The organism is Pseudoalteromonas sp. SCQQ13, from assembly GCF_015864415.1.
Lineage (GTDB): Bacteria > Pseudomonadota > Gammaproteobacteria > Enterobacterales > Alteromonadaceae > Pseudoalteromonas > Pseudoalteromonas nigrifaciens.
Genome location: NZ_JADYXG010000001.1, coordinates 120041 through 140934 on the forward strand (window position 1 = coordinate 120041; position 20894 = coordinate 140934).

Genomic DNA, 20894 nt, shown 5'->3' on the forward strand with positions numbered 1-20894 from the left:
GGAGAGATATGACAGTGCCGTTACATTTTAATAAACACTATGTGACAATAATAAATTAAATATATTCATATGGTTAACTTTACAGAAATAAAAAAACCGCACTAAATTAATATTAGTGCGGTTTGGCGTTGCGATTATAAACTGTTTTTATGCGCTATTAATTTAGCACCTAGCGCAAAAGTAAAACATTAAAGTAATGCTGTTTTTAGGGTTTCAGCATGTATTTTTTCGCGCTTTACATATTTAATCCATTGCTTGGCTAAGCGCTGCGATTTTTTATGTATTTGCGCTTGTTCAAACGCTAAAATAGAGGCATCAAAGTTTTGTAAATTGAACTGTGCCATGCCCAAAGCTACAAATGCATTTGATTCAAAATCAAGGTTGCCTTTATCAAGTGCTTTACGCGCAGAGTCGGCAGCTTCTTCATATTGCTCTGTATTTACATACACTTGTGCTAAGCGCTGATCGTAGTTACCACTGCTTGATAACTGCGCCGCTTTTACAAAGTATTTAATCGATTGCGCATCTTCTTTAGCTTGGATCATGGCTTCAGCTACAAAGGCATAGTTTTTAGCGGTTTGCTCTGCTATTCCTGCCTCAATTGCTTTACTCATCACTATGGCTGCTTTATAAGCCAAGCCATTGTATAAATACACCTGGGCTAATTGGCGTAAATCTGACTTGGAGGTTAAAAAGCCTTGCTGATATGCCGCTTCAATAATTGCTAGTTGTTGTTTTTCTTGACCTGTTTCACCATACATACCTGCTAACTGCACCCAGTATTCTGGTTTGTTATACAGCTTAACCATGCGCTCTAGTACCTTTACCACTTTATCGGACTGATTAAGTGAGTAGTACATAGCACGCTGTAATACTAGCCAGTTCTCTTTTGGTACTTTGCCTTCGCTGTCACTTAGTGTAATAGCTTGCGTTATATAGTTAAGGCCTTGCTGGTAGTCTTTTAGCTGATAATAGGTTTGCGCTCTTAACACATAGTAGCTCTCTAGCTTATCTTTTGTATTAATAGCATCCCATTGATCTAAAAACGTAATTACTTTGTTGTAGTCACTGTTAGCCATTGCCAATTGAGCCAAACTAAACGTAGTGCTTAAACGTAATGTTTCTGGAATACCCTCCTCAGCGACTACTTTTTCAAACGCGGCTATTGCTTTGGGTAAGTCGTTTTCATTGTAATAAATAAAGCCATAAAAGTTATGCATCATTGCAATTTCGTAGGAGTTCATGCTTGATGCGCGATCTTGTATAGAATCAAGCGCTTCAAGGCCTGCTTTAACATCGCCATCGTCGGCAAGCTTTTGGGCTCGCGCTAACTGGCTATATACTTTTTCACGCAGGGCCGGTACTCGTTTGGTTTTTTGCTCTGCGGCTTGCGCTGTAAAAGCACTCACACCTGGTAATAAACTAAGTGCACTGGGGGTTACAATACTTGCGCTTATTGTTACGGTGCAAAAAAGTGTTAATTTAAAAATAACTGCTATTGGTTGTAATTTCATCATCGCCTCGCTTTTCTATCCATTAATAGGTTGAATTAATTAATCCAAAAATTAACCGCTTATCTGGAAAGATATTTTGTTCTGCACTCCCGCAACTTCAACGGCTTCACCATTGACTACGCGGGGCTTATATTTAAATTTAAGGGCTGCATCCATCGCCGCTCGGTCAAATAGCGATTCAGGCTCTGCCTTTAATACCTGAGGGTCGCGAACAGTGCCTTGTTTGGTTACTGTAAACTCAACAATAACGTAGCCTTCAATCCCACGAGACAGTGCGCGCCTTGGGTACACTGGCGCCACTTTTACAATGGGCAGGTATTCACCATCACTTGATTCAAGGGCTAAACCACCGGCTAAATTCACCTCGGCATCAACATTGGCCGCAAAGTCAAAATTATTAGCTTTTGCATTGGCATCGCTGTTTTGCATTTTTGGTGACTCCATTGGTGGTGGCGGCTCTTTGGGTGTGGGTGGTTTTTGTGGTTTGCGCTGTTTTGTTTGTAAGCTTTCTTCTTTTTTAAGCCGTACAAAGTCAAGCACGTTCCCCTTTGCAGGTTCGCTCATTGCGCCCTCACCACCAGTAATAAGTGCCTGCATGCCTAAAAACAGCATAAAGGTTACTAAAATGGCTATTACAAATGCTATTAAATAACGCATGGCTAACCCTTAGGCTTCTTGGGCCGCAATCGACACATCAAACACACCCGCGGCGCGCGCTGCATCCATTACTTTAATTAAAGTATCCGTGGTCGACTTTTTATCTGCTTGAATAACCACGCTCCCTTGTGGGTTTTCGGCTTTTAAACGCTCAATATTTGCCTGCACCGCACGCACATCTATTTGGCGTTTATTAATCCAAATTTCACCTGTGTCTGAAATAGCGACCAAAATATTAGCGCGTTCTTTTTTAACCGCAGTGGCGGCTTCGGGGCGGTTAACATCAATACCCGACTCTTTTACGAATGAGGCGGTCACAATAAAGAAAATAAGCATGATAAATACCACATCTAGCATGGGGGTCATGTTTATTTCTTCTGCTTCGTCTTCTTGAAATAGGTTTCCTAATGGGGCTCTCATTTTTTATTCTCCTGAAATAAGTGGCTATAGATAGAGCCACTTATTAATAATTGCTTAATGGTCTAAAACCATGCTGTCTTCAAGTAGCGCTACTTCACGTTTAGCCCGGCGTTGTAAGTACGTTGAGGCAAATACCCCAGATAACGCACCGACCATGCCTGCCATAGTTGGAATAGTTGCTTTAGATACGCCCGACGCCATAGAGCGCGCACTGCCTGTACCTGTAATAGCCATAACATCAAACACTTCAATCATTCCTGTTACTGTGCCAAGTAAGCCAAGTAGCGGACACAATGCAACCATCACATTAATAAGTGCTAAGTTAGCGTTAAGACGCATACTGGCGCGTGAGATCATCGCTTGGCGAATTTGTTCTGCATTCCAGCTATTACGCTCGTTGCGCTTAAGCCAACTGTTTTTGATGGCTTTTTTGTAACCACGAAAACCATTAAAAAAGTAAATGAATCGCTCGAGTATCAATAACCACATCGCGAAGATTAACACCCCAATGACCAAGAGAACTTGGCCACCAGTGTCGAGAAAATCACGGATAGCATTGATTGAATCAATCAATAGCACCATGGTTTATGCTCCTTTTTCACTTCGTTTTGCAATAATGCCCGCGCTTTGCTCTTGTAAAATAAGCAGTAAGCTTTTTGCTCGGGTGTTGAGTATGGTGTAAATAAATACTGTGGGTATTGCCACAACTAAGCCAAGTACTGTTGTTACAAGCGCTTGAGAAATACCGCCTGCCATGAGCTTAGGATCCCCGGTGCCAAACAAGGTAATGGCTTGGAAGGTATTGATCATCCCGGTAACTGTACCAAGTAAACCAAGCAGCGGAGCCACTACTGAAATAATTTTAATCAGGGTTAAGTTACGGGTTATTTTTGGCATTTCACGCAGTATAGCTTCGCTTAATTTAAGCTCTAGGGTGTCGTAGGCTACATTTGGGTAGTCGTCTTTTACTTTCATAACACGGCCTAGTGGATTATCGTCGCGAGCAACCGTGTCTTTAAGTTGACGGCGAATTTTGCCACCCACTAGCAATAAAGATACAAAACGCTCAATTGCAATTAACAGTGCTAATAAACCCACACCTAAAATAACGTAACCCACAGCGCCGCCTTGGTGAACTTGCTCAGCGGTATCTGGGGCTTGTACTAGTAAACCTAAAATTGAGCCACCGGTTGGGTCTAGTGCAAACTGTACAATACCGTTTTTAGCCTGCTGTAAATCTCCTGCGGTTGATGTATAGCGCGATACGGGCTGGCGAGTAAGCTCACTTAGCGTATTTGTACTTGAGCTGTACTCTAAATATTTACCGTTGGAAATAAGGTTAAAAGCACCAACACGCACAACTTCTTGCTCTGCTTTGTTACCACCTTCAATAATAACCTGAGTATTAAAGCGGCTCACTTTGCCTTGCTCGGTCATTTCACGTTGTAGCTCGTACCACACTTTTTCAATATCTTCGATTGAAGCAAGTTGTGAAGTAGATCCCATTTTTTGTGCCAGATCGTCCATAAAAACACTTCGCCCTAGTATTTCTGCCGATACCACAGAGGTAGCAAACTTATTGCTTGAATCGCCTGCCACTTGTTGCAACACACCAAACAATTCTTTAAGTGATCCCATACGCTTTGATAGGGTATCGGTTAAATTAGCCAGTTTAATTTCGTTTTCTTCAAACTGGGTTTCTAAGCGCTCTGATTCACTAAGCATTTGACTACGCTTTGCTTGCGTGTCTTTTAGCATTTGTACTTGCTCGTTTTGACGCGCAGTAAATTGTTGTTCACGCTGAGTATTTTGCACACTTTGCGCAGATTTACCTTGTTCAAGGTTTTTAAGTAATGAATCTAAATCCATTGGCTCAGCTGCTACATTTGCGCATGTAAAACTTATACTTGCAGCAAGTACGGCCATTTTTGTCATTTGAGTAAACAATTTCATTTTCGACCTCTTATCGTGCTGCGTGAACTGGCAGAGTTAACATATCTGGGGCAAGTTGCTTACGCGCAATGCGTAAACCTTTATTAATTTGGCTAATGGTTGAGTCTGGAAGTGCTGCAAACGTTTTTGTTTGTGTATCCCAGCTACCAGCTAATTTACTATCGCGGGTTAAGTAAATGAGCTCTAAGCGACCAATGCGTAAAAAATCCACTTCGCGCTCTTTACCATTTACCTCAAGCAGTGCGCTGTAAGCTTCAATAGTGCGGCCATAATCAACTTCTACTTGGTATGCTTCGAGTACGCGGCGGAACTTTTCGCTAGAGGTAATATCGGCACGTTCCATCATGGCTTTTAAAGAGGTTAAACGCTTTTCACGTTCGTCTTTTAAAAATGGCACATCGAGTAATACAAACTGTTCAAGACCGGTGATCATACGCATCATTAATGGCGTAATTTGACGCTCAATAATTGAAACCTGATCCATAGAGAGATTCATCGATTGCATTTCTGCAATTTGGTTATTTAACTGTTTTGTAAGCTGAGCGTTATACACAGCTAAACCATCAATTTCTTTATTAAGGGTTTTAAACTGTTGCAGACGCCCTTGCATTGAATCTGCAATCTTGTCTATTTTTGTTTGTGATTGCGCAGCCGATTTAGTAATTTCACTGCTTTTATCAATAACCTTATTTAAATCGTTTGCGTGTACAGCGGCACTTGCGGCCACAATACCAGCTATAATTAATGGTTTAACGCCTTTCATCGCATACACCTTTACTCGTTAGTTAGCAGATTTGCTAGTTTGTTTTTGTTAGCTTTAAACGTTTGATACAAACAATTAAAAACTAAATATTTTCAATGAGCGAAAGTGTATAGATGAAAAATGACAAGCATGTTGCGCAAAGAAGTCTCTTTTATGACAGCGTTAATAAATAGCCTGTCTAAGGGGGCTGTGTAAAGAGTGCTGTGTAAGGAGTGCTGTCTAATGTGTAAAAAGTGTTATAAGAGGAGTGAGTGTTTGGCAGCCAAACACGCATAATTTAGCAATACTTAACCTGAGTTCAGGCTATTTAACTTAAAATAGCATTAATTTGATTAAATGTTTTTTGCCAGTCGGTGTAGTTTATTGCTATTGGGTGCATTTTATCGTCATTAATAAGCACTAAAGATGGAAAACCCTGAATGGGCAAACTATGTACATAATTAAGCTCTGCAATTAACTCATCATTAAGCTCTTTTGATTGAAGCCTATTTGCAAACTGCGCTTTATTTAAACCTATTTGCTCGGCTAAGCTAATTAATGTGCTTTCATCTGAGGGGTTTTGAGCATTTAAATAGTAAGCTTGCTGAATGGCTGCAACCATTGCACTTTCTTTGCCCGCTTTACGCGCAATAAGCGCCGCTCTACATGCCGGGTACGTTGAGCGCCTTGGTTTACAGTTGCGCCAAAAATCAAAATTAAACTCAGTGCCCAATTGCGCTGCTATTTTATGCCAGGTGTTTTGTAGCATATCTTGCATGTTTTGTGGCATGGGATCTTGGCTGTCAGGAGCAAGCCCTCCAACTTTGTATTCAACTACTAGTTTACTCTCAAGAGCGGCTTTTAACTTAAGCCAGCTTGGCGCATAACCCCAGCACCAACTGCACATAGGGTCGTGTACATAAACAAGTTTACTTTGAGCCATTTGCTCCTCCGTATTAACAGCTCGTGCTTAATGTAAGCCACCAGCATTTACACATACTATAATGATTAATAGCTAAACTGTTGTTAGCGTTTGTTTTTAAAATTTAAACTTTAAACTTTAAACTTTTTAACCATACGCTCTAAATCGCTAAATTGTTGTTTAAGCTTGGTGCATTCATCCAAGGTACGGTTTAAATTAGCTTTGCCCTGTATTGAAAGCTCACTAATATTATGAATGTCTGAATCGAGGGATTTAACAACCTGATTTTGCTCATCGGTTGCACTAGCTACAACATGATTCGCATCGCTAATTTTTTGTATTGCATCTATAATCTGCTGCATTACAACACCTACTGCATCGGCTTGTTGCACGCTTGTTTCACTGTCGCTTAAACTGGTTTTCATTAGTTCTACCGCTAAATTAGAGCCTTTTTGTAATTGGCTTACGGTGTCTTCTATTTCTTGGGTTGATTGCTGGGTTCGGTGCGCTAATTGACGAACTTCATCAGCAACTACAGCAAAACCTCGCCCAGCTTCACCAGCCCGTGCAGCTTCTATTGCAGCGTTAAGGGCCAGTAAATTTGTTTGCTCGCTTACCCCTTTAATTACCTCAAGCACTTGGCCAATACTGGCTGTATGCACGTTTAAGCTATTAATAGTTTGCTGTGCCTGTTCCATATTTTTTGATAACTGATGAATACTGGCCACATTATTACTGAGTGTTTGCTGGTTTTGCGCTGAGTGCTGATCGGCATTTTTAGCTAACTTAGAGGCACGCTCAGCACTGTTTGATATTTCCATTGCGGTGGCAGAAAACTGATTAATAGCGGTAGCTACACTGTCGGTACGTTTAGTTTGGTCTTCGTACATTAATAATGTTGAGTCGGTTTGCGCCACTAAACTCGAAATAGCCACATCTAATGACTCTGTGGTGTGCTTTACTTGCTCAATAGAGTGCTGTATTTTTTCAATGAATAAATTAAAAGAATGACTTAACTCGCCGAATTCGTCTTCATTTTCAACTTCTAATCTACACGTTAGGTCGCCTTCACCTTGGGCAATGTTTTTAATAGCGTCGTTTAATCGCTGCATTGGGCGCATTAAATAGCGCAATAATAGTTGCATCATAATAATGATAACAACGATACCAATAAGCATATATATAGCGGCCGTTTTACCAAAGGCCGATACACTAGCAAAGGCTTTATCTTTATCGATTACCACGCCTAAGTACCAGTCAACGTTTTCTATACCGCGTATTTTTGTATACGATATAAGCTTACTTTGCCCTGCCACTTGATACTCTGTAAATTCGCTTTGCAAAGCAGTGTGGGTACCAAATAACTCAGTAGTATTTTTTAAATTAAGTGCTCTGTTAGGGTGGCTTAACACTTGGCCGTTACTGTCAATTAAAAAGCCGTAACCTAAGCCTAAAAAATCTATATCGTTAATAATTTTTGTAATAATGCTCATTTCTATATCGGCGCCCGCTACACCAATAAACTGCTCATTTTGCTGCATCGGCACAACCGCAGATATAGTAAGTTCATTGCTGGTTACATCTATATAAGGGGTAGTAAAGGCAGTATTTTCTTTGTTTTCTACTAGCTTGTACCAAGGGCGAGACGTGGCATCAAAATCAGCGGGCAATACTACGCTTTGATCGTTTAATATAAACACGCCATTGGATTTACCAATATAGGTATTTTTAAAGTTTCCGGCCAACTCAGCGGTATTAAGCTGTGTAAGGGTAAGCGCTTTGCTATCACCAGATTGGTGCGTTTTTGCTATGGCAATAACAATTGCCAGTTTGTCATTTAGCCAATTAGCAATGTTTTGCGAAACAGATTCTGAACTTTGTTGCAGTACAAGAGCAAGTTGCTGCTCGGTTTGATTACGCATAGATACATAGTTATTAATTGTAAAAACACCAAGTACCAACACTAATACCAGTGATGCAGCAATAGTGACCTTAGAGGTAAATTTTAACGTGCCAAGCATAAGTGCCCTTTTTTAATTGTTATTATTAGCACCTACAGTTTTAGCAAATATTTAACTAAATGTCTTAGTTATTAAAGCTTACGAGCAACAAAAGAGCTAAAACAGTAATAAAGGCTTAATTATGATTATTCATGAACTTAGAAGGATCGGGAAGATTAAGGTGTGTTGTTTAAATTGTGTACTTAAAAATACAAGCCCCTTGCGAGGCTTATTACTGATTGGCGCTTAACTGCGGGAGATTTATGTCGTTTTAAAATACGCTGCACAGCGACTAAAGCGCTATGCTTTTTCCCATTTCATTTTATTATTGGTGTCGCGCGAATTGATAATTGTAGTATCGCTGCTCTCTACGCCGCCTAGTTTTGCTAAACGGTCGTATAGCACCACGTTACAAGTGGCGGCGAGGTTCATGCAGCCAATAGTAGGAATATACACGACTTCGTCGGCCCACTTTAAAACGTCTTTAGACACTGAGCCATCCTCTGGGCCAAACACATAAAATGCGTTTTCTGGGTGGGTAAACTCAGGCAGTGGCGTTGCACCTTCAATTAGCTCAATAACCACAACCGTGGCACCTTGTGGCTTTACTTTTTCTAAATTATCGGTGGCAGTTAGTGAAATTCGCTCAACCACATTTTTTGTATCGGTATGAAACTTTTGTGCATTTAAATAACGGTTTCCGGTAAAAAACACCTGCTGTGCGTCGTAGCAACCTGCAGCACGTAATACACCGCCCACATTAGTTGGGCTTTTGGGATTTAATAAACCAATAACAGCCTGTTGCTTGCTCATTAATCACTATCCTTGGTTGGCCACTCTGCAATATATAGGTCAAAGTCATCGAGCTTAACGTCGCAATCTTTTACGGTTTTGTCTTTTACCGAAATGCCCTGCTGATGCATTTTTGTTTTGTCGCCATTATTTAACAGCGGATGCCACGAGGCCAACCCTCGCCCTTCGTGCAAACGGCGATAGCTGCAACTTTGTGGCATAAAAAAGATATCTTTGAGGTTTTCTTTGGTAAGTTTTACACAAGATGGTACCAGCGTTTGACGATTTTCGTATTCGCTACAACCACAGGTATTATTATCGAGATACTGACACACAATATTAGTAAATATTAACTGCTCACCTTCGCGTAGCTGATCGGTGGCGGTAAATTCATCTTCATCTTCGCTATCAATAAAGGTATTTAAGCAGCATTTCCCGCAGCCGTCACAAATGGCTTCCCATTCATTTTGGTTCATGTCGCTTAGGCTTTTTTCAAGCCAAAATTGTGTATTTGCTAATTGTTGATCAAACATAATGTACTCGCGCCCCTAAAGAGCGCGCATTCTACCGTATTGCTGCAAATGGCGCAAAGCCAATACCTTGCAGGTAAGGGCTTTGCCTAAGCATTATTGTACTGATTTAACCCAGCGCTTTATTTTCTGTTCTAAAATTGGCATAGGTAATGCGCCATCTATGAGTATTTGCGTGTGAAACGCTTTAATATCAAACTTATTACCTAGCTGTTTATGTGCGTAGTCGCGCAGCTCACTAATTTTAAACTCTCCTAATTTATATGACAGCGCTTGGCCTGGCCATGCTATGTAACGCTCAACTTCGGCTATTACATCACTTTTAGCCATAGACGAATTAGCTAGCATGTAATCAATACCTTGCTCACGCGTCCAGCCTTTTGCATGAAAACCAGTGTCGAGTACTAAACGCATAGCGCGTAATTGCTCATCTGATAAACGCCCATACCACATATACGGGTCGGTAAATAAGCCAAGCTCTTTCCCTAAACTTTCAGCGTACAACGCCCAACCTTCGGCAAATACGGTGTAGCCACCAAATTTACGAAAATCTGGCAGGCCATCTATTTCTTGCTGTAATGCTATTTGAAAGTGATGCCCAGGCGCTGCTTCGTGAATCGATAGTGTTTCGAGTAAAAACTTAGCCTGCGCCTTTAAGTTATAGGTATTAATATAAAAAACACCTGGGCGAGAACCATCTGGTGCTGGAGACGCATAAGATGCGCCCGCAGCCGACTGTGCTCTGTAAGCTTCTACTGCTTTTACAACGTATGGCGCTTTTGGTGCTATGTTAAAAAGCAGTGGCAAACGCGCATCAATTTTTTGTTTTACGTTTTCGTATGCCGCTATTAACTCTTGCGGCGTGTTGTAATAAAATTCGTCCGAATCACGTAAGTGGTCAAAAAATGTAGATAAGTCACCTTTAAAGCCAACTGTTTCTTTTACTTTTTTCATTTGCGATAAAATACGCGCTACTTCACTTAAACCAATATCATGAATTTCGTTGGCAGATAAACTAAGCGTAGTGTGTTTTTTAATTTGGTATTCGTACCACGCTTTACCGTTAGGTAAATCGCTATAACCAACACTTTCTCGGCTATTAGGAATATATTGATTAGCTAAAAACTCGCTCATGCTGTTATATGCAGGTACTAAACGCTCTATAATCAATTTTCTATATTGTACTGTAATTTGTTGCTTTTGCTGCGCTGTAAACGACTCTGGGAAGTTTTTAATTGGCGCCCAAAATAGTGAGTCTTCGGCGTCAGTTACCACATGGGCTGCAAATTGTGGTTGCAGCTTTTTAGCCAGTGGCGTTGGTAATACTACGCCCATCTTTATGCCTTGCGCCATTGATTCTTGCACACTTACAAGCCAATTAATAAAGCCCTCACTTCGGGCTAAAAAGTTGCTGTAATCTTCAACTGTATTAAAAGGTTGTGCACTTTGTCCCGAGCCAAAACCAGCAAAGGTGTTATGTGCCCCTGCCATTTGATTAATTGGCAGTAAATAATCTGGGTATTGCATTCCTTCAAGCTTAAGCGCTAAGTCTTGGGCTAATACTTCAAAGCTTAATAATGCTTGTCCTACTAGCTGCTCTTTATCTATAAGTGTTAAGCGCTGTTGATATTTTTTATAAAAAGCGGCTTTTTTATCACGGCTAGCCGATGAAATAACAGGCGTAAATTGGTTATTAAACTCATTACGGCCATTGTAAGTGGCACTAAGAGGGCTAAACATAAGCGATTCATCGTAATATTGCGCTACCAGTACATCAAGCTGTTGCTGCGCTGAAAGCTCTGACACCACTGCTTTGGCAGTATTAGCCATGCTCAATTGCGCGTGGCTACTGGTGGTGTTACTTTCATGCTTACTTTTATTTATATTAGTGCAACCACTTAAAGCAAGCAGTACACCACTGGCTATAACCGCCAAGTTTATTAATTTCATGCTGATACCTTGTTAAAATTTACTTATCGAGTATGCGTAGTTACATCAACTAAATAAAGAAATTACGATAGATAACAGCCATCGCTATTTATTTGCAGTTTGTGCTTAGCTTGGTAAAGTCGAGTTAATTTAAAATACTAATAAAAGACCCCCTAATATGAAAAAACAACTACTGTCTGCTTCTATCGCACTTTTATGTTTAAACAGTATGAATGCCTATGCTGTTACTTATGTATCTGCTAAGGCAATGCTTGATGTTCAAAGTGGTAAGTTAATACAGTCACCCCTTATTACCATAGATAATGGCGTGATCACCGCTATTGATAGCAATAAAACGCCTAAGCTTAATAAAGGAGATGAACATATTAAGCTGCCTGAACTGACACTTATGCCAGGATTAATGGACATGCACGTGCATTTAACCAGCGATCCAACGGTACCTCGCAGTGAGCGTGTAGGACAATCGGTACCGCGTATGGCTGTAAAAGCAGCGTACTTTGCGAAAAAAACCCTTGAAGCTGGGTTTACTACCGTGCGCAACGTAGGCGCAGAAGGTTACAGCGTAATTGCAGTACGAGATGGAATTAATGCAGGCGATATAATTGGCCCTCGTATTTGGGCAGCAGGTCCCTCTTTAGGTATTACCGGCGGCCATTGTGATAACAACCGTTTACCACCTGAGCTTAAATATACCTCGCAAGGCGTTGCCGATGGTCCATGGGCGGTACGCGTTAAAGTGCGCGAAAATATTAAATACGGAGCCAACGCCATTAAATTTTGTGCCACAGGGGGAGTATTTTCAAAAGGAACTAAATTGGGTGCACAGCAGTACTCGTTTGAAGAAATGAAAGCCATTGTAGATGAAGCGCACCTTCGCGACTTACCAGTAGCCGCGCATGCTCATGGTACAGATGGTATAAAAACCGCAATTAAAGCCGGTGTTGATAGCGTAGAGCATGCCAGTTATTTAGATGACGAGGCAATTAAATTAGCTAAAGATCATGGTACTTGGCTTTCAATGGATATTTACAATACCGAATATACACTGAGTTTTGGCGAACAAAATGGCGTAGATGAGGAAAACCTAGATAAAGAACGCCAAGTATCTAAAGTACAGCGTGATAGCTTTAAACGTGCAGTGAACGCCGGCGTAAACATGGTATTTGGCACCGATGCTGCTATTTACCCGCATGGCGATAATGCTAAACAGTTTTCTCGCATGGTTGAGTTTGGTATGACTGAACTGCAAGCAATTCAAGCATCTACTGTAAATAGCGCAAAGCTATTAAAAATGGATAAGCAGTTAGGCCAACTTAAAACCGGCTTTGCAGCCGATATTATTGCAGTAAAAGGCAATCCGCTTAAAAATATTGCAACACTTGAGCACATTCCTTTTGTAATGAAGGCAGGGGTAGTTTACAAAAATTAGTAACTCTTTTTAGATAGCTCTACATAAGGCCCGCTTTTAATTTATAGCGGGCCTTTATTTTAAGTCTAAACAATTTATAGCTGAAACTTTGGCCAACTTAGGCTGAAAAAGCTAATCGTACATTTAAAAAGCATAAGTTACGCTTACCAATTTCAACACGCTTAAAAAACCAGCAAACAGATTGTTATTAAAGTTTTTTTTGAACTTTTTATTTATTTTAATAACGATAACCATTATCATTCACGCAACTTGTTAAATACGAATACTTACCATTATATGCATAACTTTAAATATTCTTTACTTACCCTTGCTTGTTTAAATGCACAATTAGCCTTTGCTAATGATATAAAAGTTGAAGACAACATAGAGCGCATTAGCGTTTACGAAAAACAAAACCGTGTTGTTATGAGCTCTGGCTTAGCTACTAAGTCAAACATGTCGTTAATGGAAACCCCAGCTCCTGTGGTTATTATTGACCGTGAACTTATTGAATCACAAGGGGTTAATAGCCTGCAAGATTTAGTACGCAACGTAAGTGGTTTAACTCAAGCCGGCAATAACTACGGTATTGGCGATAATTTAGTTATTCGCGGCTTAGATGCCAATTACACCTACGACGGTATGTATGGCGGTGCTGGGCTAGGTAATACCTTTAACCCGACTCGTTCACTTACTAATGTTGAATCGGTTGAAGTACTAAAAGGCCCTGCTACTGGTTTATATGGCATAGGTAGCGCTGGTGGCGTAATAAACCTAATTGAAAAAAAGCCTGAGTTTAACGAAAAACATAAAGTGGGCGTAGAGCTTGGCCAGTGGGATAGTTATGCACTTTCGATTGATAGCACCAATGCTATAACCGATAATTTAGCCTACAGGGTCATGGCTAAAACAGCTTCAAGTGCCGGCTTTCGTGACTTAAAAGAAGATCGCGACGAAATTTATACCTCACTTAAATATGTATTCGATAACAAACAAAATATTATGCTCTCCGCGGCCTACATTAAAGATGCCATTGCAGTGGATTCAATTGGTCACCCTATTCGTATTTACGATGCAAATTCGGTAAATGGACTAACGTCAGATCAAGTAACCGGTGCTGATTTAGTAAATGATCCGTCTGGCAATGGCTTGCAATTATCTGAAGCGCAGCGCATTGAGCTTGCAAATTCATTATCGTCTTCAGATGGTTTAACGCCTTACAGCTTTGGTACTAATGGTATTATTTCACCTATGGCTAAAGATAACGAAGGTGAGGAGCTGCGTTTTAAATTAACCCACAACTACTTTATTACCGATGATTTATTTTTGAATCAACAATTGCAGTATCGTAATTACACCTCAAGCTTTGCTCGTCAAACCGGGGCTTATAATTACGTGTATTCAACTCGCAGTGGAGTAATAAACCAAGATCCGCGCGCGCCACTAGTTGAAGACGGGGTACTTTACCCGTTTGCAGCACGCCGCCAAGAGTATCGCCAAGTGGAGGCCGACGAAAAGTCATGGCAGTACTTTGCCGATTTGCGTTACGACTTTTCAGTAGCCGATATAGACAACGAGTTATTAGTAAACGCTAATTATGAAGATAGAGATATTGGCTTTAAACAATATTCTATTTATGATGCCGATAAAGTGATCAACGATAGCGACGGTAACTTACTTTACCAAGGCACACTGCCCTACATTTACGATATACGAGAGCCTAACTGGCCAACCGGTAACTTTGCCGATTACGACCCACTTAAAACCAGCGACTACAATAAAAAAGTACAAGCTTGGGGGTTAGGTATTCAACATGTAAGCTATATAAATGAAGCCCTTACTACACGTATTGGGGTTGCCTATAACCGTATTAAACAAAGTTACGAGCATTTAGGTGTAGATGAGCGCTACAGTTCAAGCCGTGCAAACCCAACCCCTGAGGCAAATACATCAGACAGTGGTTTAACCTATAATTTAGGTGCAACTTATCAACCAACTGAAGATTTCTCGATATTTGTTAATCATTCTAAAGGGCGTACAGCCTACAGTGTTTTAGGCTCTGTAAGTGGTAACGAAGCCGACAGAGAAGATTCTGAATCGTTAAGTAACGATTTAGGATTTCGCTTTAAGGCCTTTGACGATCAGTTATTAGCGTCTATTGTGGTATTTGAAAGCGCGCGAACTAATTTAGAGTATGCTAATCCTCTTTATGAAGCGGGTGTATCTGCAGAGGGTGTAGTTGAAAGCTTTTATAATGGTAAAGAAGAAACCAAAGGTGTGGAGCTTGATTTAAACGCTTACTTAAACGATAAATGGAAAATAAACGTCAACGGCGTATACCAAGATGCACGTGATCAAAGTAATCCTAATAGCAGCAGTTACGATACTCGCCAAAAAGGCGTGCCCTATGTAACTGCCAGCACTTGGGTAACTTACTACGCAAACATGTTTAATTTACCAGAGGCGGTGAATATTAGCGGCGGTATTACTTTTGTAGATAACCGCAGCACTAACTCTAGCTCGTTTTCGATTCCGGATGGTTATGTACCTAGCTATACAATTTATGACACTGCCATTTCGTACACAACTGATAAATGGCATATGCAGCTAAATCTTAATAATTTATTTAATAAGCGTTATTACTCTAAAGCCATGTTTTTAGGCGGTATGCCTGGGCAAGAGCGCAATGCTAAATTAAGCTTTAGCTACACACTTTAACTAGTTAAATACTTAAAAAGCACGGTTTTCTAATTTAGAAACCGTGCTTTTTTGTGTTTAATGAATGCTTAATTTAGATCAGATAGTAACAACTATACGACCGTTAATTTCGCCTTTGAGCATATCATCAAAAATTTCGTTAATATCCTCTAAGCGTTTTTCTTCAATAATTGCTTTTACTTTACCTTGTGCTGCAAATTCTAAGCACTCTTGTAAATCTTTTCGAGTACCTACAATAGAGCCCACAACTGACACACCATTTAATACTGTGTCAAAAATAGGTAATGGCATATCCTCTGGCGGTAAACCCACTAACACACACTTACCACCACGACGTACACTTTTATAAGCTTGCTCAAAACCAGGCTTTGAAACTGCAGTACATACAACTGCATGCGCGCCGCCTACTTGTTCAAAAATGGCTTCGCTTGGAACCACTTCTTTAAAGTCGAGGGTAATATCTGCGCCAAGCTCTTTGGCCAGCGCGAGTTTTTCTTTGCCGGTATCAACCGCTATAACATTAAACCCCATTGCTTTAGCATACTGTACAGCTAAGTGCCCAAGACCGCCCACTCCCACAATAGCCACCCATTGCCCGGGTTTAGCTCCCGATACTTTAAGTGCTTTATACGTGGTTACTCCAGCGCAAAATAATGGCGCGGCTTCTGAAAAGCCAAGCCCTTCGGGTATTTTTACCACGTAGTCACCGTGTGCTAAACAATATTCGGCGTAACTACCATCTATAGAGTAGCCGGTATTATGCTGTGACAAACACAGGGTTTCTCTGCCATCTAAGCAAAACTCACAATGCCCACAGGCACTGTAAAGCCAAGGCACACCAACGCGATCGCCTACTTCTAGGTGTTTAATATTGCTACCGACCTTTTCAATTACACCTACGCCTTCGTGGCCTGGCACTAAAGGCATTTTAGGCGCAACAGGCCAATCGCCATGACATGCATGTAAATCGGTATGACACACCCCACAGGCCGCTATTTTTACCAATACATCATTTATGCCAACCTCTGGGATAGGCATGTCTATTATTTGTAATTTACCTTTAAATTCATTATTAATTGCAGCTTTCATAATCATTCCATCGTTTAAGTAATACCTATAAAATAAGTATTAATGTGTATTAAAAATAAACTTCATTGCTTTATACCCGTTACAACTTAAACCAATATAGCTGAGTAATTATTAATCTAAATCAAACTTTAGTCTGACAGTAATTACTTAACTCGCTGTAAAATCTTGCCATACTCAATAAGCGTGCTAGCATTAGTTTCTGAAATTACTAAAAATTAAGAAGTTATGAGTTTATCCGACAAAAATTTTTCCTTTGTAATGCACTGTGGTGAAATGGGTAGCCGCTGGGGATTCAATCGTACTATTGGACAAATGTGTGGCTTATTGATTATTACTAAAAATCCGATGACCGCGAACCAAATTGCAGAATCCCTCAGTATTTCACGCGGCAATGTTAGTATGGGCATTAAAGAGCTGCAATCGTGGCAGCTTATTAAAGTACAACATATTCCTGGCGACAGAAAAGAATATTATGCCCCTGCGGGTGATATTTGGGATATGGCTAACCGGGTGTTCGAAGAACGTAAAAAACGCGAAGTAGAGCCTACTCTAAGCTTACTGCGCGATAATCTATTAGATACTGCAAGCAACGAAGATGAACTTTACGCACAAAAACAAATGGGCGAAATTCATAACCTGCTTGAAACAGTGACTAAATGGTCATCTGAATTACAGCGTTTAACCCCTGAGCAGCTTAATAAGCTAATGAAGTTAGGATCTGGTATCGGTAAGGTAATTGATTTAAAAGATAAAATATTTAAAAAAGAGTAAGTAAAACCCAAAATTCAAAAAAAGCCGCAATTGCGGCTTTTTTTAGATACTTATTTAATCTGTATTATATTTTTGGATAGCCAATTCTGTCTGATAAATAACCTACACTGGTAGCAAAGTAATACGAGCGATTCCAGTGCATAAATACTTTATAGTTATCGTAGGCTAAGTACATACGACCATTTATATCATCTGGCATTACCAACGCTGCTCGTACATCTACATTTGGCAGATCACTACCATCTGCACGGCGTACACCTAGTGCTTGCCATTCAGCTAATGAGCGCTCTGAGTCATTCCAAAACTCTAACCATTGTTTACGCGTTTTAGTACCGCGCACTAGCACGTATTTACTATCAAAGTTTTCTGGTAACTTAACCTGACGACCCCATGTAAGCGAGTCGTTCCAGCCTTCTTGCTTTAAGTAATTAGCAATAGAGGCGAATGCATCTTCTTTGGTAGTCCAAATATCTTTGCGACCATCGTTATTATAGTCAACCGCGTAAGCGTTAAATGAGGTAGGCATAAATTGCGTTTGCCCCATAGCACCTGCCCAAGAGCCTTTAAACTTATCAAGGGTAATGTGCCCTGACTTTAAAATATCAAGCGCAGCCCAAAGCTGTTTTTTATACATGGTTTCGCGACGACCATCGAATGCGAGCGTAACGAGCGATGAAATTACATTATGGCCACCTTGTATAGCACCAAAGTTACTTTCAAGGCCCCAAATAGCCACAATAAAGCGCGCTTGCACGCCAAAGTCTTTAGCTACTTTTTCTAGCACGTCTTGGTTTTCGGCGTATAATTTACGGGCGCGATCAATTTTCCATTGCGGTACGCGTTTAGGTAAATAGGTTTCGAGCGTTTCTTTAACTTCTGGCTGATTTTTATCTGCAGATACTATTTTTTCTTTATAGCTTGCACCAGCAAAGGCTTGATCAATAAGCTGGCTGTCGTAACCCTTTGCAATTGCTTCTTGCTTTAAAGCGTCTAAATATGTTTGAAATTCAGCTTGTGTTTTTGCCATTACAGATGTGCTTAAACATACTCCACATAAAATCATGGCTAATTTTTTAATCATTATCGGCTCCGTTTTCTTTTCGTAATTGGCTTAACAGATTCTCCTGCGGAGGCGGTATTTGTAAATAATACCCTTTTTCTGTCAATGCTGCTTTTACGGTTTCTAAATCAGCTGTGCCTAACATCGCACGTTTTGCTAGGTTTATCAGCATCACATATTTAGGTTGACCAAACATAGCCATTAAAGGTTCCGGAACTTTAGTAAAATCATCTCTTTTTTCAACAAATAAGAAGCTATCCGCTTTTTTCTTACTTTTATATACCGCAGTGAGCATTATGGCCCTATAAATTCTTGCTTAACAATGATTCACACTATAACATGAGAGCAATAATAAGTTAGAATAATTAGATTGAAAATTTCAATAAAGGCCTTATTCAGCCTGCGTTTATCTAAATTTAATCTCTGATCAGATAATTCAATTGAGCGTGTATGTCAGAACAAATTTTTGAGCTAAAAGGGAATCTTTTTACGTTATCAGTTTTACATCTTTACAGTACTGATATAAACCTTTTAGCAGAGCAACTGTATATAAAAATAGCCCAAGCGCCCAAGTTTTTTGAAGGTGCGCCTATTGTTGTTAACTTAATTGAGATAAAAAATAACTCTCTCGATTTTGTTCATTTAAAATCATTACTTGAGCGTATGAGCTTTAATGCGGTTGGTGTGTGTAATGGCTCAGACGAGCAACATACGCAAGCCAAAGCAGCTGGTCTCTCTGTATTAAATTATTCACAAGACGTTAAGAGTGAATCTGTTAAAAAAGAACCCAATACGTCTATTGTTGAAAAAACAGTGCACTTGCCTGCACAAATAATTAATGGCACGGTACGCTCTGGTCAGCAAGTTTATGCAAAAGATCGCGATTTAGTGGTACTAGGTGCTGTAAGCCATGGCGCAGAAGTTATTGCAGATGGCAACGTACATATATACGGAACCCTGCGTGGTAGAGCAATCGCTGGCGCAAAAGGGTTTAAAAACGCACATATATTTTGTAATCGCTTAGAAGCAGAACTTGTTTCTATTAATGGCAATTACTGGATCAGTGATTCACTGCAAGGTGAACACTGGGGTAGCGCTGTGCAGATACAACAAAAAAATGAATCATTAGAAATTTCAGCTTTGGTTAAAGGATAAATCTCATGGCAAAAGTTATTGTCGTTACCTCGGGTAAAGGTGGTGTTGGTAAAACAACGTCAAGTGCCGCAATTGGTACAGGCTTAGCATTAAAAGGCTACAAAACAGTTATTATCGATTTCGATATTGGCTTACGTAATTTAGATTTAATTATGGGTTGTGAACGTCGTGTAGTGTACGACTTTGTAAACGTAATTAATGGTGAAGCAAATTTAAATCAAGCACTTATTAAAGATAAGCGCGTTGATAAACTATTTTTACTCCCTGCATCACAAACTCGTGATAAAGACGCCCTAACACGCGAAGGTGTTGAGCGCGTGCTTAACGAATTAAAAGAAGACTTTGATTACATTGTTTGTGATTCACCAGCGGGTATTGAAGCTGGCGCTATGATGGCTATGTACTTTGCCGATGAAGCAATTGTAACAACAAACCCTGAAGTATCGTCAGTGCGAGATTCAGACCGTATTTTAGGTATTTTACACAGTAAGTCTAAGCGCGCTGAAGAAGGTTTAGAAAACATAAAAGAACATCTATTAATTACTCGCTACAATCCAGATCGTGTTTCTAAAGGTGAAATGTTATCGGTTGAAGATATTCAGGATATTTTAGCGATTGATTTATTAGGCGTTATTCCTGAGTCTCAAGCAGTATTAAGCGCATCTAACTCTGGCCAACCTGTTATTTTAGACAGTGAGTCTGATGCAGGACAAGCTTATGCAGATGCGATTAGCCGCTTACTAGGTGAGACTGTCGACTTTCGCTTCTTAGATGTAGAGAAAAAAGGTTTATTCAAACGGATATTTGGAGGTTAACGTGTCTTTACTTGACTACTTCCGCTCAGAAAAGAAAAACAGTGCGTCATTAGCAAAAGAGCGATTGCAGATCATAGTCGCGCACGAACGTTCTCAACGAGGAACGCCGGATTACTTACCACAATTAAAACAAGATATTTTAGATGTGATCCGTAAATACGTTAACGTGAGCAGTGATGCAGTCCAAGTTCAATTTGATCAGAACGAAGATGACTTAGCCGTGCTTGAGCTAAACGTAACCTTGCCTGACGAAGAGCCAAAAGTATAAGGCAGTAATTAAGCATTAAATTACTGCTCGCAAAAAAGCCGTTCATTAAAATGAACGGCTTTTTTATTACCTCTTAGCACTCATTATAATCTTGGAGCCAGAAGTCAATAAAGGCACTGGGTCTATAATA

At 40.1% G+C, this 20894-nt stretch carries 20 protein-coding genes; 6 read left to right on the top strand and 14 right to left on the bottom strand.

Annotated features, from left to right (window positions below; translation table 11 throughout):
* Nucleotides 1-188: 188 nt before the first annotated feature.
* The 11 genes from I6F41_RS00495 to I6F41_RS00545 all read right to left on the bottom strand — a co-directional run bounded on the left by I6F41_RS00495 (nt 189) and on the right by I6F41_RS00545 (nt 11480).
* The gene (locus I6F41_RS00495; protein WP_197107626.1) at nt 189-1514 is read right to left on the bottom strand and encodes a tetratricopeptide repeat protein; all 1326 of its coding nucleotides are present in this window, start codon (nt 1512-1514) and stop codon (nt 189-191) included.
* Nucleotides 1515-1565: 51 nt separating this feature from the next.
* The gene (locus I6F41_RS00500) at nt 1566-2171 is read right to left on the bottom strand and encodes an energy transducer TonB (RefSeq protein WP_011330148.1); all 606 of its coding nucleotides are present in this window, start codon (nt 2169-2171) and stop codon (nt 1566-1568) included.
* A gap of 9 nt (nt 2172-2180) precedes the next feature.
* Nucleotides 2181-2591 (bottom strand): ExbD/TolR family protein, encoded by a 411-nt coding sequence (locus tag I6F41_RS00505; RefSeq protein ID WP_011330147.1) that lies wholly within the window; start codon nt 2589-2591, stop codon nt 2181-2183.
* Between the two features lie 54 nt (nt 2592-2645).
* On the bottom strand, nt 2646-3173 hold the full coding sequence (locus I6F41_RS00510; protein WP_011330146.1) for a MotA/TolQ/ExbB proton channel family protein: 528 nt from the start codon (nt 3171-3173) through the stop codon (nt 2646-2648).
* 3 nt (nt 3174-3176) lie between these two features.
* On the bottom strand, nt 3177-4544 hold the full coding sequence (locus I6F41_RS00515) for a MotA/TolQ/ExbB proton channel family protein (RefSeq protein WP_197107481.1): 1368 nt from the start codon (nt 4542-4544) through the stop codon (nt 3177-3179).
* A gap of 10 nt (nt 4545-4554) precedes the next feature.
* Nucleotides 4555-5307 (bottom strand): DUF3450 domain-containing protein, encoded by a 753-nt coding sequence (locus tag I6F41_RS00520; RefSeq protein WP_011330144.1) that lies wholly within the window; start codon nt 5305-5307, stop codon nt 4555-4557.
* Between the two features lie 307 nt (nt 5308-5614).
* Nucleotides 5615-6229: a DsbA family protein gene (locus I6F41_RS00525; protein ID WP_197107483.1), complete on the bottom strand. Its 615-nt coding sequence runs from the start codon at nt 6227-6229 to the stop codon at nt 5615-5617.
* A 110-nt stretch (nt 6230-6339) separates the two neighbouring features.
* On the bottom strand, nt 6340-8229 hold the full coding sequence (locus I6F41_RS00530; RefSeq protein WP_197107484.1) for a methyl-accepting chemotaxis protein: 1890 nt from the start codon (nt 8227-8229) through the stop codon (nt 6340-6342).
* Between the two features lie 279 nt (nt 8230-8508).
* On the bottom strand, nt 8509-9021 hold the full coding sequence (locus tag I6F41_RS00535; protein WP_011330140.1) for an RNA methyltransferase: 513 nt from the start codon (nt 9019-9021) through the stop codon (nt 8509-8511).
* The gene (locus tag I6F41_RS00540; RefSeq protein WP_011330139.1) at nt 9021-9533 is read right to left on the bottom strand and encodes a YcgN family cysteine cluster protein; all 513 of its coding nucleotides are present in this window, start codon (nt 9531-9533) and stop codon (nt 9021-9023) included. The genes I6F41_RS00535 and I6F41_RS00540 overlap by 1 nt, the downstream gene beginning before the upstream one ends.
* A gap of 93 nt (nt 9534-9626) precedes the next feature.
* On the bottom strand, nt 9627-11480 hold the full coding sequence (locus I6F41_RS00545; RefSeq protein WP_197107485.1) for a DUF885 domain-containing protein: 1854 nt from the start codon (nt 11478-11480) through the stop codon (nt 9627-9629).
* Nucleotides 11481-11637: 157 nt separating this feature from the next.
* Between I6F41_RS00545 and I6F41_RS00550 the strand changes: the two genes are divergently transcribed.
* Both I6F41_RS00550 and I6F41_RS00555 read left to right on the top strand, forming a co-directional pair.
* Nucleotides 11638-12909 carry a Xaa-Pro dipeptidase gene (locus I6F41_RS00550; RefSeq protein ID WP_011330137.1) on the top strand — a complete coding sequence of 424 codons (1272 nt, stop codon included), beginning with the start codon at nt 11638-11640 and terminating at the stop codon, nt 12907-12909.
* Nucleotides 12910-13185: 276 nt separating this feature from the next.
* Nucleotides 13186-15606: a TonB-dependent receptor gene (locus tag I6F41_RS00555; RefSeq protein ID WP_011330136.1), complete on the top strand. Its 2421-nt coding sequence runs from the start codon at nt 13186-13188 to the stop codon at nt 15604-15606.
* A 78-nt stretch (nt 15607-15684) separates the two neighbouring features.
* Here I6F41_RS00555 and adhP read toward each other — a convergent pair whose 3' ends face one another.
* Nucleotides 15685-16695, bottom strand: a complete 1011-nt coding sequence (adhP, locus tag I6F41_RS00560) for an alcohol dehydrogenase AdhP (protein ID WP_011330135.1) — start codon at nt 16693-16695, stop codon at nt 15685-15687.
* A gap of 225 nt (nt 16696-16920) precedes the next feature.
* On the opposite strand from adhP, the gene I6F41_RS00565 reads away from it, so the two are divergent.
* A complete protein-coding gene (locus tag I6F41_RS00565) occupies nt 16921-17466 on the top strand; it encodes a GbsR/MarR family transcriptional regulator (RefSeq protein WP_011330134.1) in 546 nt (181 codons plus the stop codon).
* Between the two features lie 64 nt (nt 17467-17530).
* Here the strand turns inward: I6F41_RS00565 and I6F41_RS00570 are convergent, their stop codons facing one another.
* Both I6F41_RS00570 and I6F41_RS00575 read right to left on the bottom strand, forming a co-directional pair.
* A complete protein-coding gene (locus I6F41_RS00570) occupies nt 17531-18547 on the bottom strand; it encodes a lytic murein transglycosylase (RefSeq protein ID WP_011330133.1) in 1017 nt (338 codons plus the stop codon).
* On the bottom strand, nt 18540-18821 hold the full coding sequence (locus I6F41_RS00575) for a YcgL domain-containing protein (RefSeq protein WP_011330132.1): 282 nt from the start codon (nt 18819-18821) through the stop codon (nt 18540-18542). The genes I6F41_RS00570 and I6F41_RS00575 overlap by 8 nt, the downstream gene beginning before the upstream one ends.
* Nucleotides 18822-18976: 155 nt before the next feature.
* Between I6F41_RS00575 and minC the strand changes: the two genes are divergently transcribed.
* From minC to minE, 3 genes are read left to right on the top strand one after another with little or no spacing between them, the layout of a single operon-like run.
* Nucleotides 18977-19681 carry a septum site-determining protein MinC gene (minC, locus tag I6F41_RS00580; protein ID WP_011330131.1) on the top strand — a complete coding sequence of 235 codons (705 nt, stop codon included), beginning with the start codon at nt 18977-18979 and terminating at the stop codon, nt 19679-19681.
* 5 nt (nt 19682-19686) lie between these two features.
* Nucleotides 19687-20496: a septum site-determining protein MinD gene (gene minD, locus I6F41_RS00585; RefSeq protein ID WP_011330130.1), complete on the top strand. Its 810-nt coding sequence runs from the start codon at nt 19687-19689 to the stop codon at nt 20494-20496.
* A gap of 1 nt (nt 20497) precedes the next feature.
* Nucleotides 20498-20764 carry a cell division topological specificity factor MinE gene (minE, locus tag I6F41_RS00590; RefSeq protein WP_024604840.1) on the top strand — a complete coding sequence of 89 codons (267 nt, stop codon included), beginning with the start codon at nt 20498-20500 and terminating at the stop codon, nt 20762-20764.
* Nucleotides 20765-20894 lie beyond the last annotated feature (130 nt).

What these genes read in the sequence shown, in the direction of transcription:
- I6F41_RS00495 (WP_197107626.1), bottom strand. Translation starts at nt 1,514, where the DNA reads ATGAAATTACAACCAATAGCAGTTATTTTTAAATTAACACTTTTTTGC.
- I6F41_RS00500 (WP_011330148.1), bottom strand. Translation starts at nt 2,171, where the DNA reads ATGCGTTATTTAATAGCATTTGTAATAGCCATTTTAGTAACCTTTATG.
- I6F41_RS00505 (WP_011330147.1), bottom strand. Translation starts at nt 2,591, where the DNA reads ATGAGAGCCCCATTAGGAAACCTATTTCAAGAAGACGAAGCAGAAGAA.
- I6F41_RS00510 (WP_011330146.1), bottom strand. Translation starts at nt 3,173, where the DNA reads ATGGTGCTATTGATTGATTCAATCAATGCTATCCGTGATTTTCTCGAC.
- I6F41_RS00515 (WP_197107481.1), bottom strand. Translation starts at nt 4,544, where the DNA reads ATGAAATTGTTTACTCAAATGACAAAAATGGCCGTACTTGCTGCAAGT.
- I6F41_RS00520 (WP_011330144.1), bottom strand. Translation starts at nt 5,307, where the DNA reads ATGAAAGGCGTTAAACCATTAATTATAGCTGGTATTGTGGCCGCAAGT.
- I6F41_RS00525 (WP_197107483.1), bottom strand. Translation starts at nt 6,229, where the DNA reads ATGGCTCAAAGTAAACTTGTTTATGTACACGACCCTATGTGCAGTTGG.
- I6F41_RS00530 (WP_197107484.1), bottom strand. Translation starts at nt 8,229, where the DNA reads ATGCTTGGCACGTTAAAATTTACCTCTAAGGTCACTATTGCTGCATCA.
- I6F41_RS00535 (WP_011330140.1), bottom strand. Translation starts at nt 9,021, where the DNA reads ATGAGCAAGCAACAGGCTGTTATTGGTTTATTAAATCCCAAAAGCCCA.
- I6F41_RS00540 (WP_011330139.1), bottom strand. Translation starts at nt 9,533, where the DNA reads ATGTTTGATCAACAATTAGCAAATACACAATTTTGGCTTGAAAAAAGC.
- I6F41_RS00545 (WP_197107485.1), bottom strand. Translation starts at nt 11,480, where the DNA reads ATGAAATTAATAAACTTGGCGGTTATAGCCAGTGGTGTACTGCTTGCT.
- I6F41_RS00550 (WP_011330137.1), top strand. Translation starts at nt 11,638, where the DNA reads ATGAAAAAACAACTACTGTCTGCTTCTATCGCACTTTTATGTTTAAAC.
- I6F41_RS00555 (WP_011330136.1), top strand. Translation starts at nt 13,186, where the DNA reads ATGCATAACTTTAAATATTCTTTACTTACCCTTGCTTGTTTAAATGCA.
- adhP (WP_011330135.1), bottom strand. Translation starts at nt 16,695, where the DNA reads ATGAAAGCTGCAATTAATAATGAATTTAAAGGTAAATTACAAATAATA.
- I6F41_RS00565 (WP_011330134.1), top strand. Translation starts at nt 16,921, where the DNA reads ATGAGTTTATCCGACAAAAATTTTTCCTTTGTAATGCACTGTGGTGAA.
- I6F41_RS00570 (WP_011330133.1), bottom strand. Translation starts at nt 18,547, where the DNA reads ATGATTAAAAAATTAGCCATGATTTTATGTGGAGTATGTTTAAGCACA.
- I6F41_RS00575 (WP_011330132.1), bottom strand. Translation starts at nt 18,821, where the DNA reads ATGCTCACTGCGGTATATAAAAGTAAGAAAAAAGCGGATAGCTTCTTA.
- minC (WP_011330131.1), top strand. Translation starts at nt 18,977, where the DNA reads ATGTCAGAACAAATTTTTGAGCTAAAAGGGAATCTTTTTACGTTATCA.
- minD (WP_011330130.1), top strand. Translation starts at nt 19,687, where the DNA reads ATGGCAAAAGTTATTGTCGTTACCTCGGGTAAAGGTGGTGTTGGTAAA.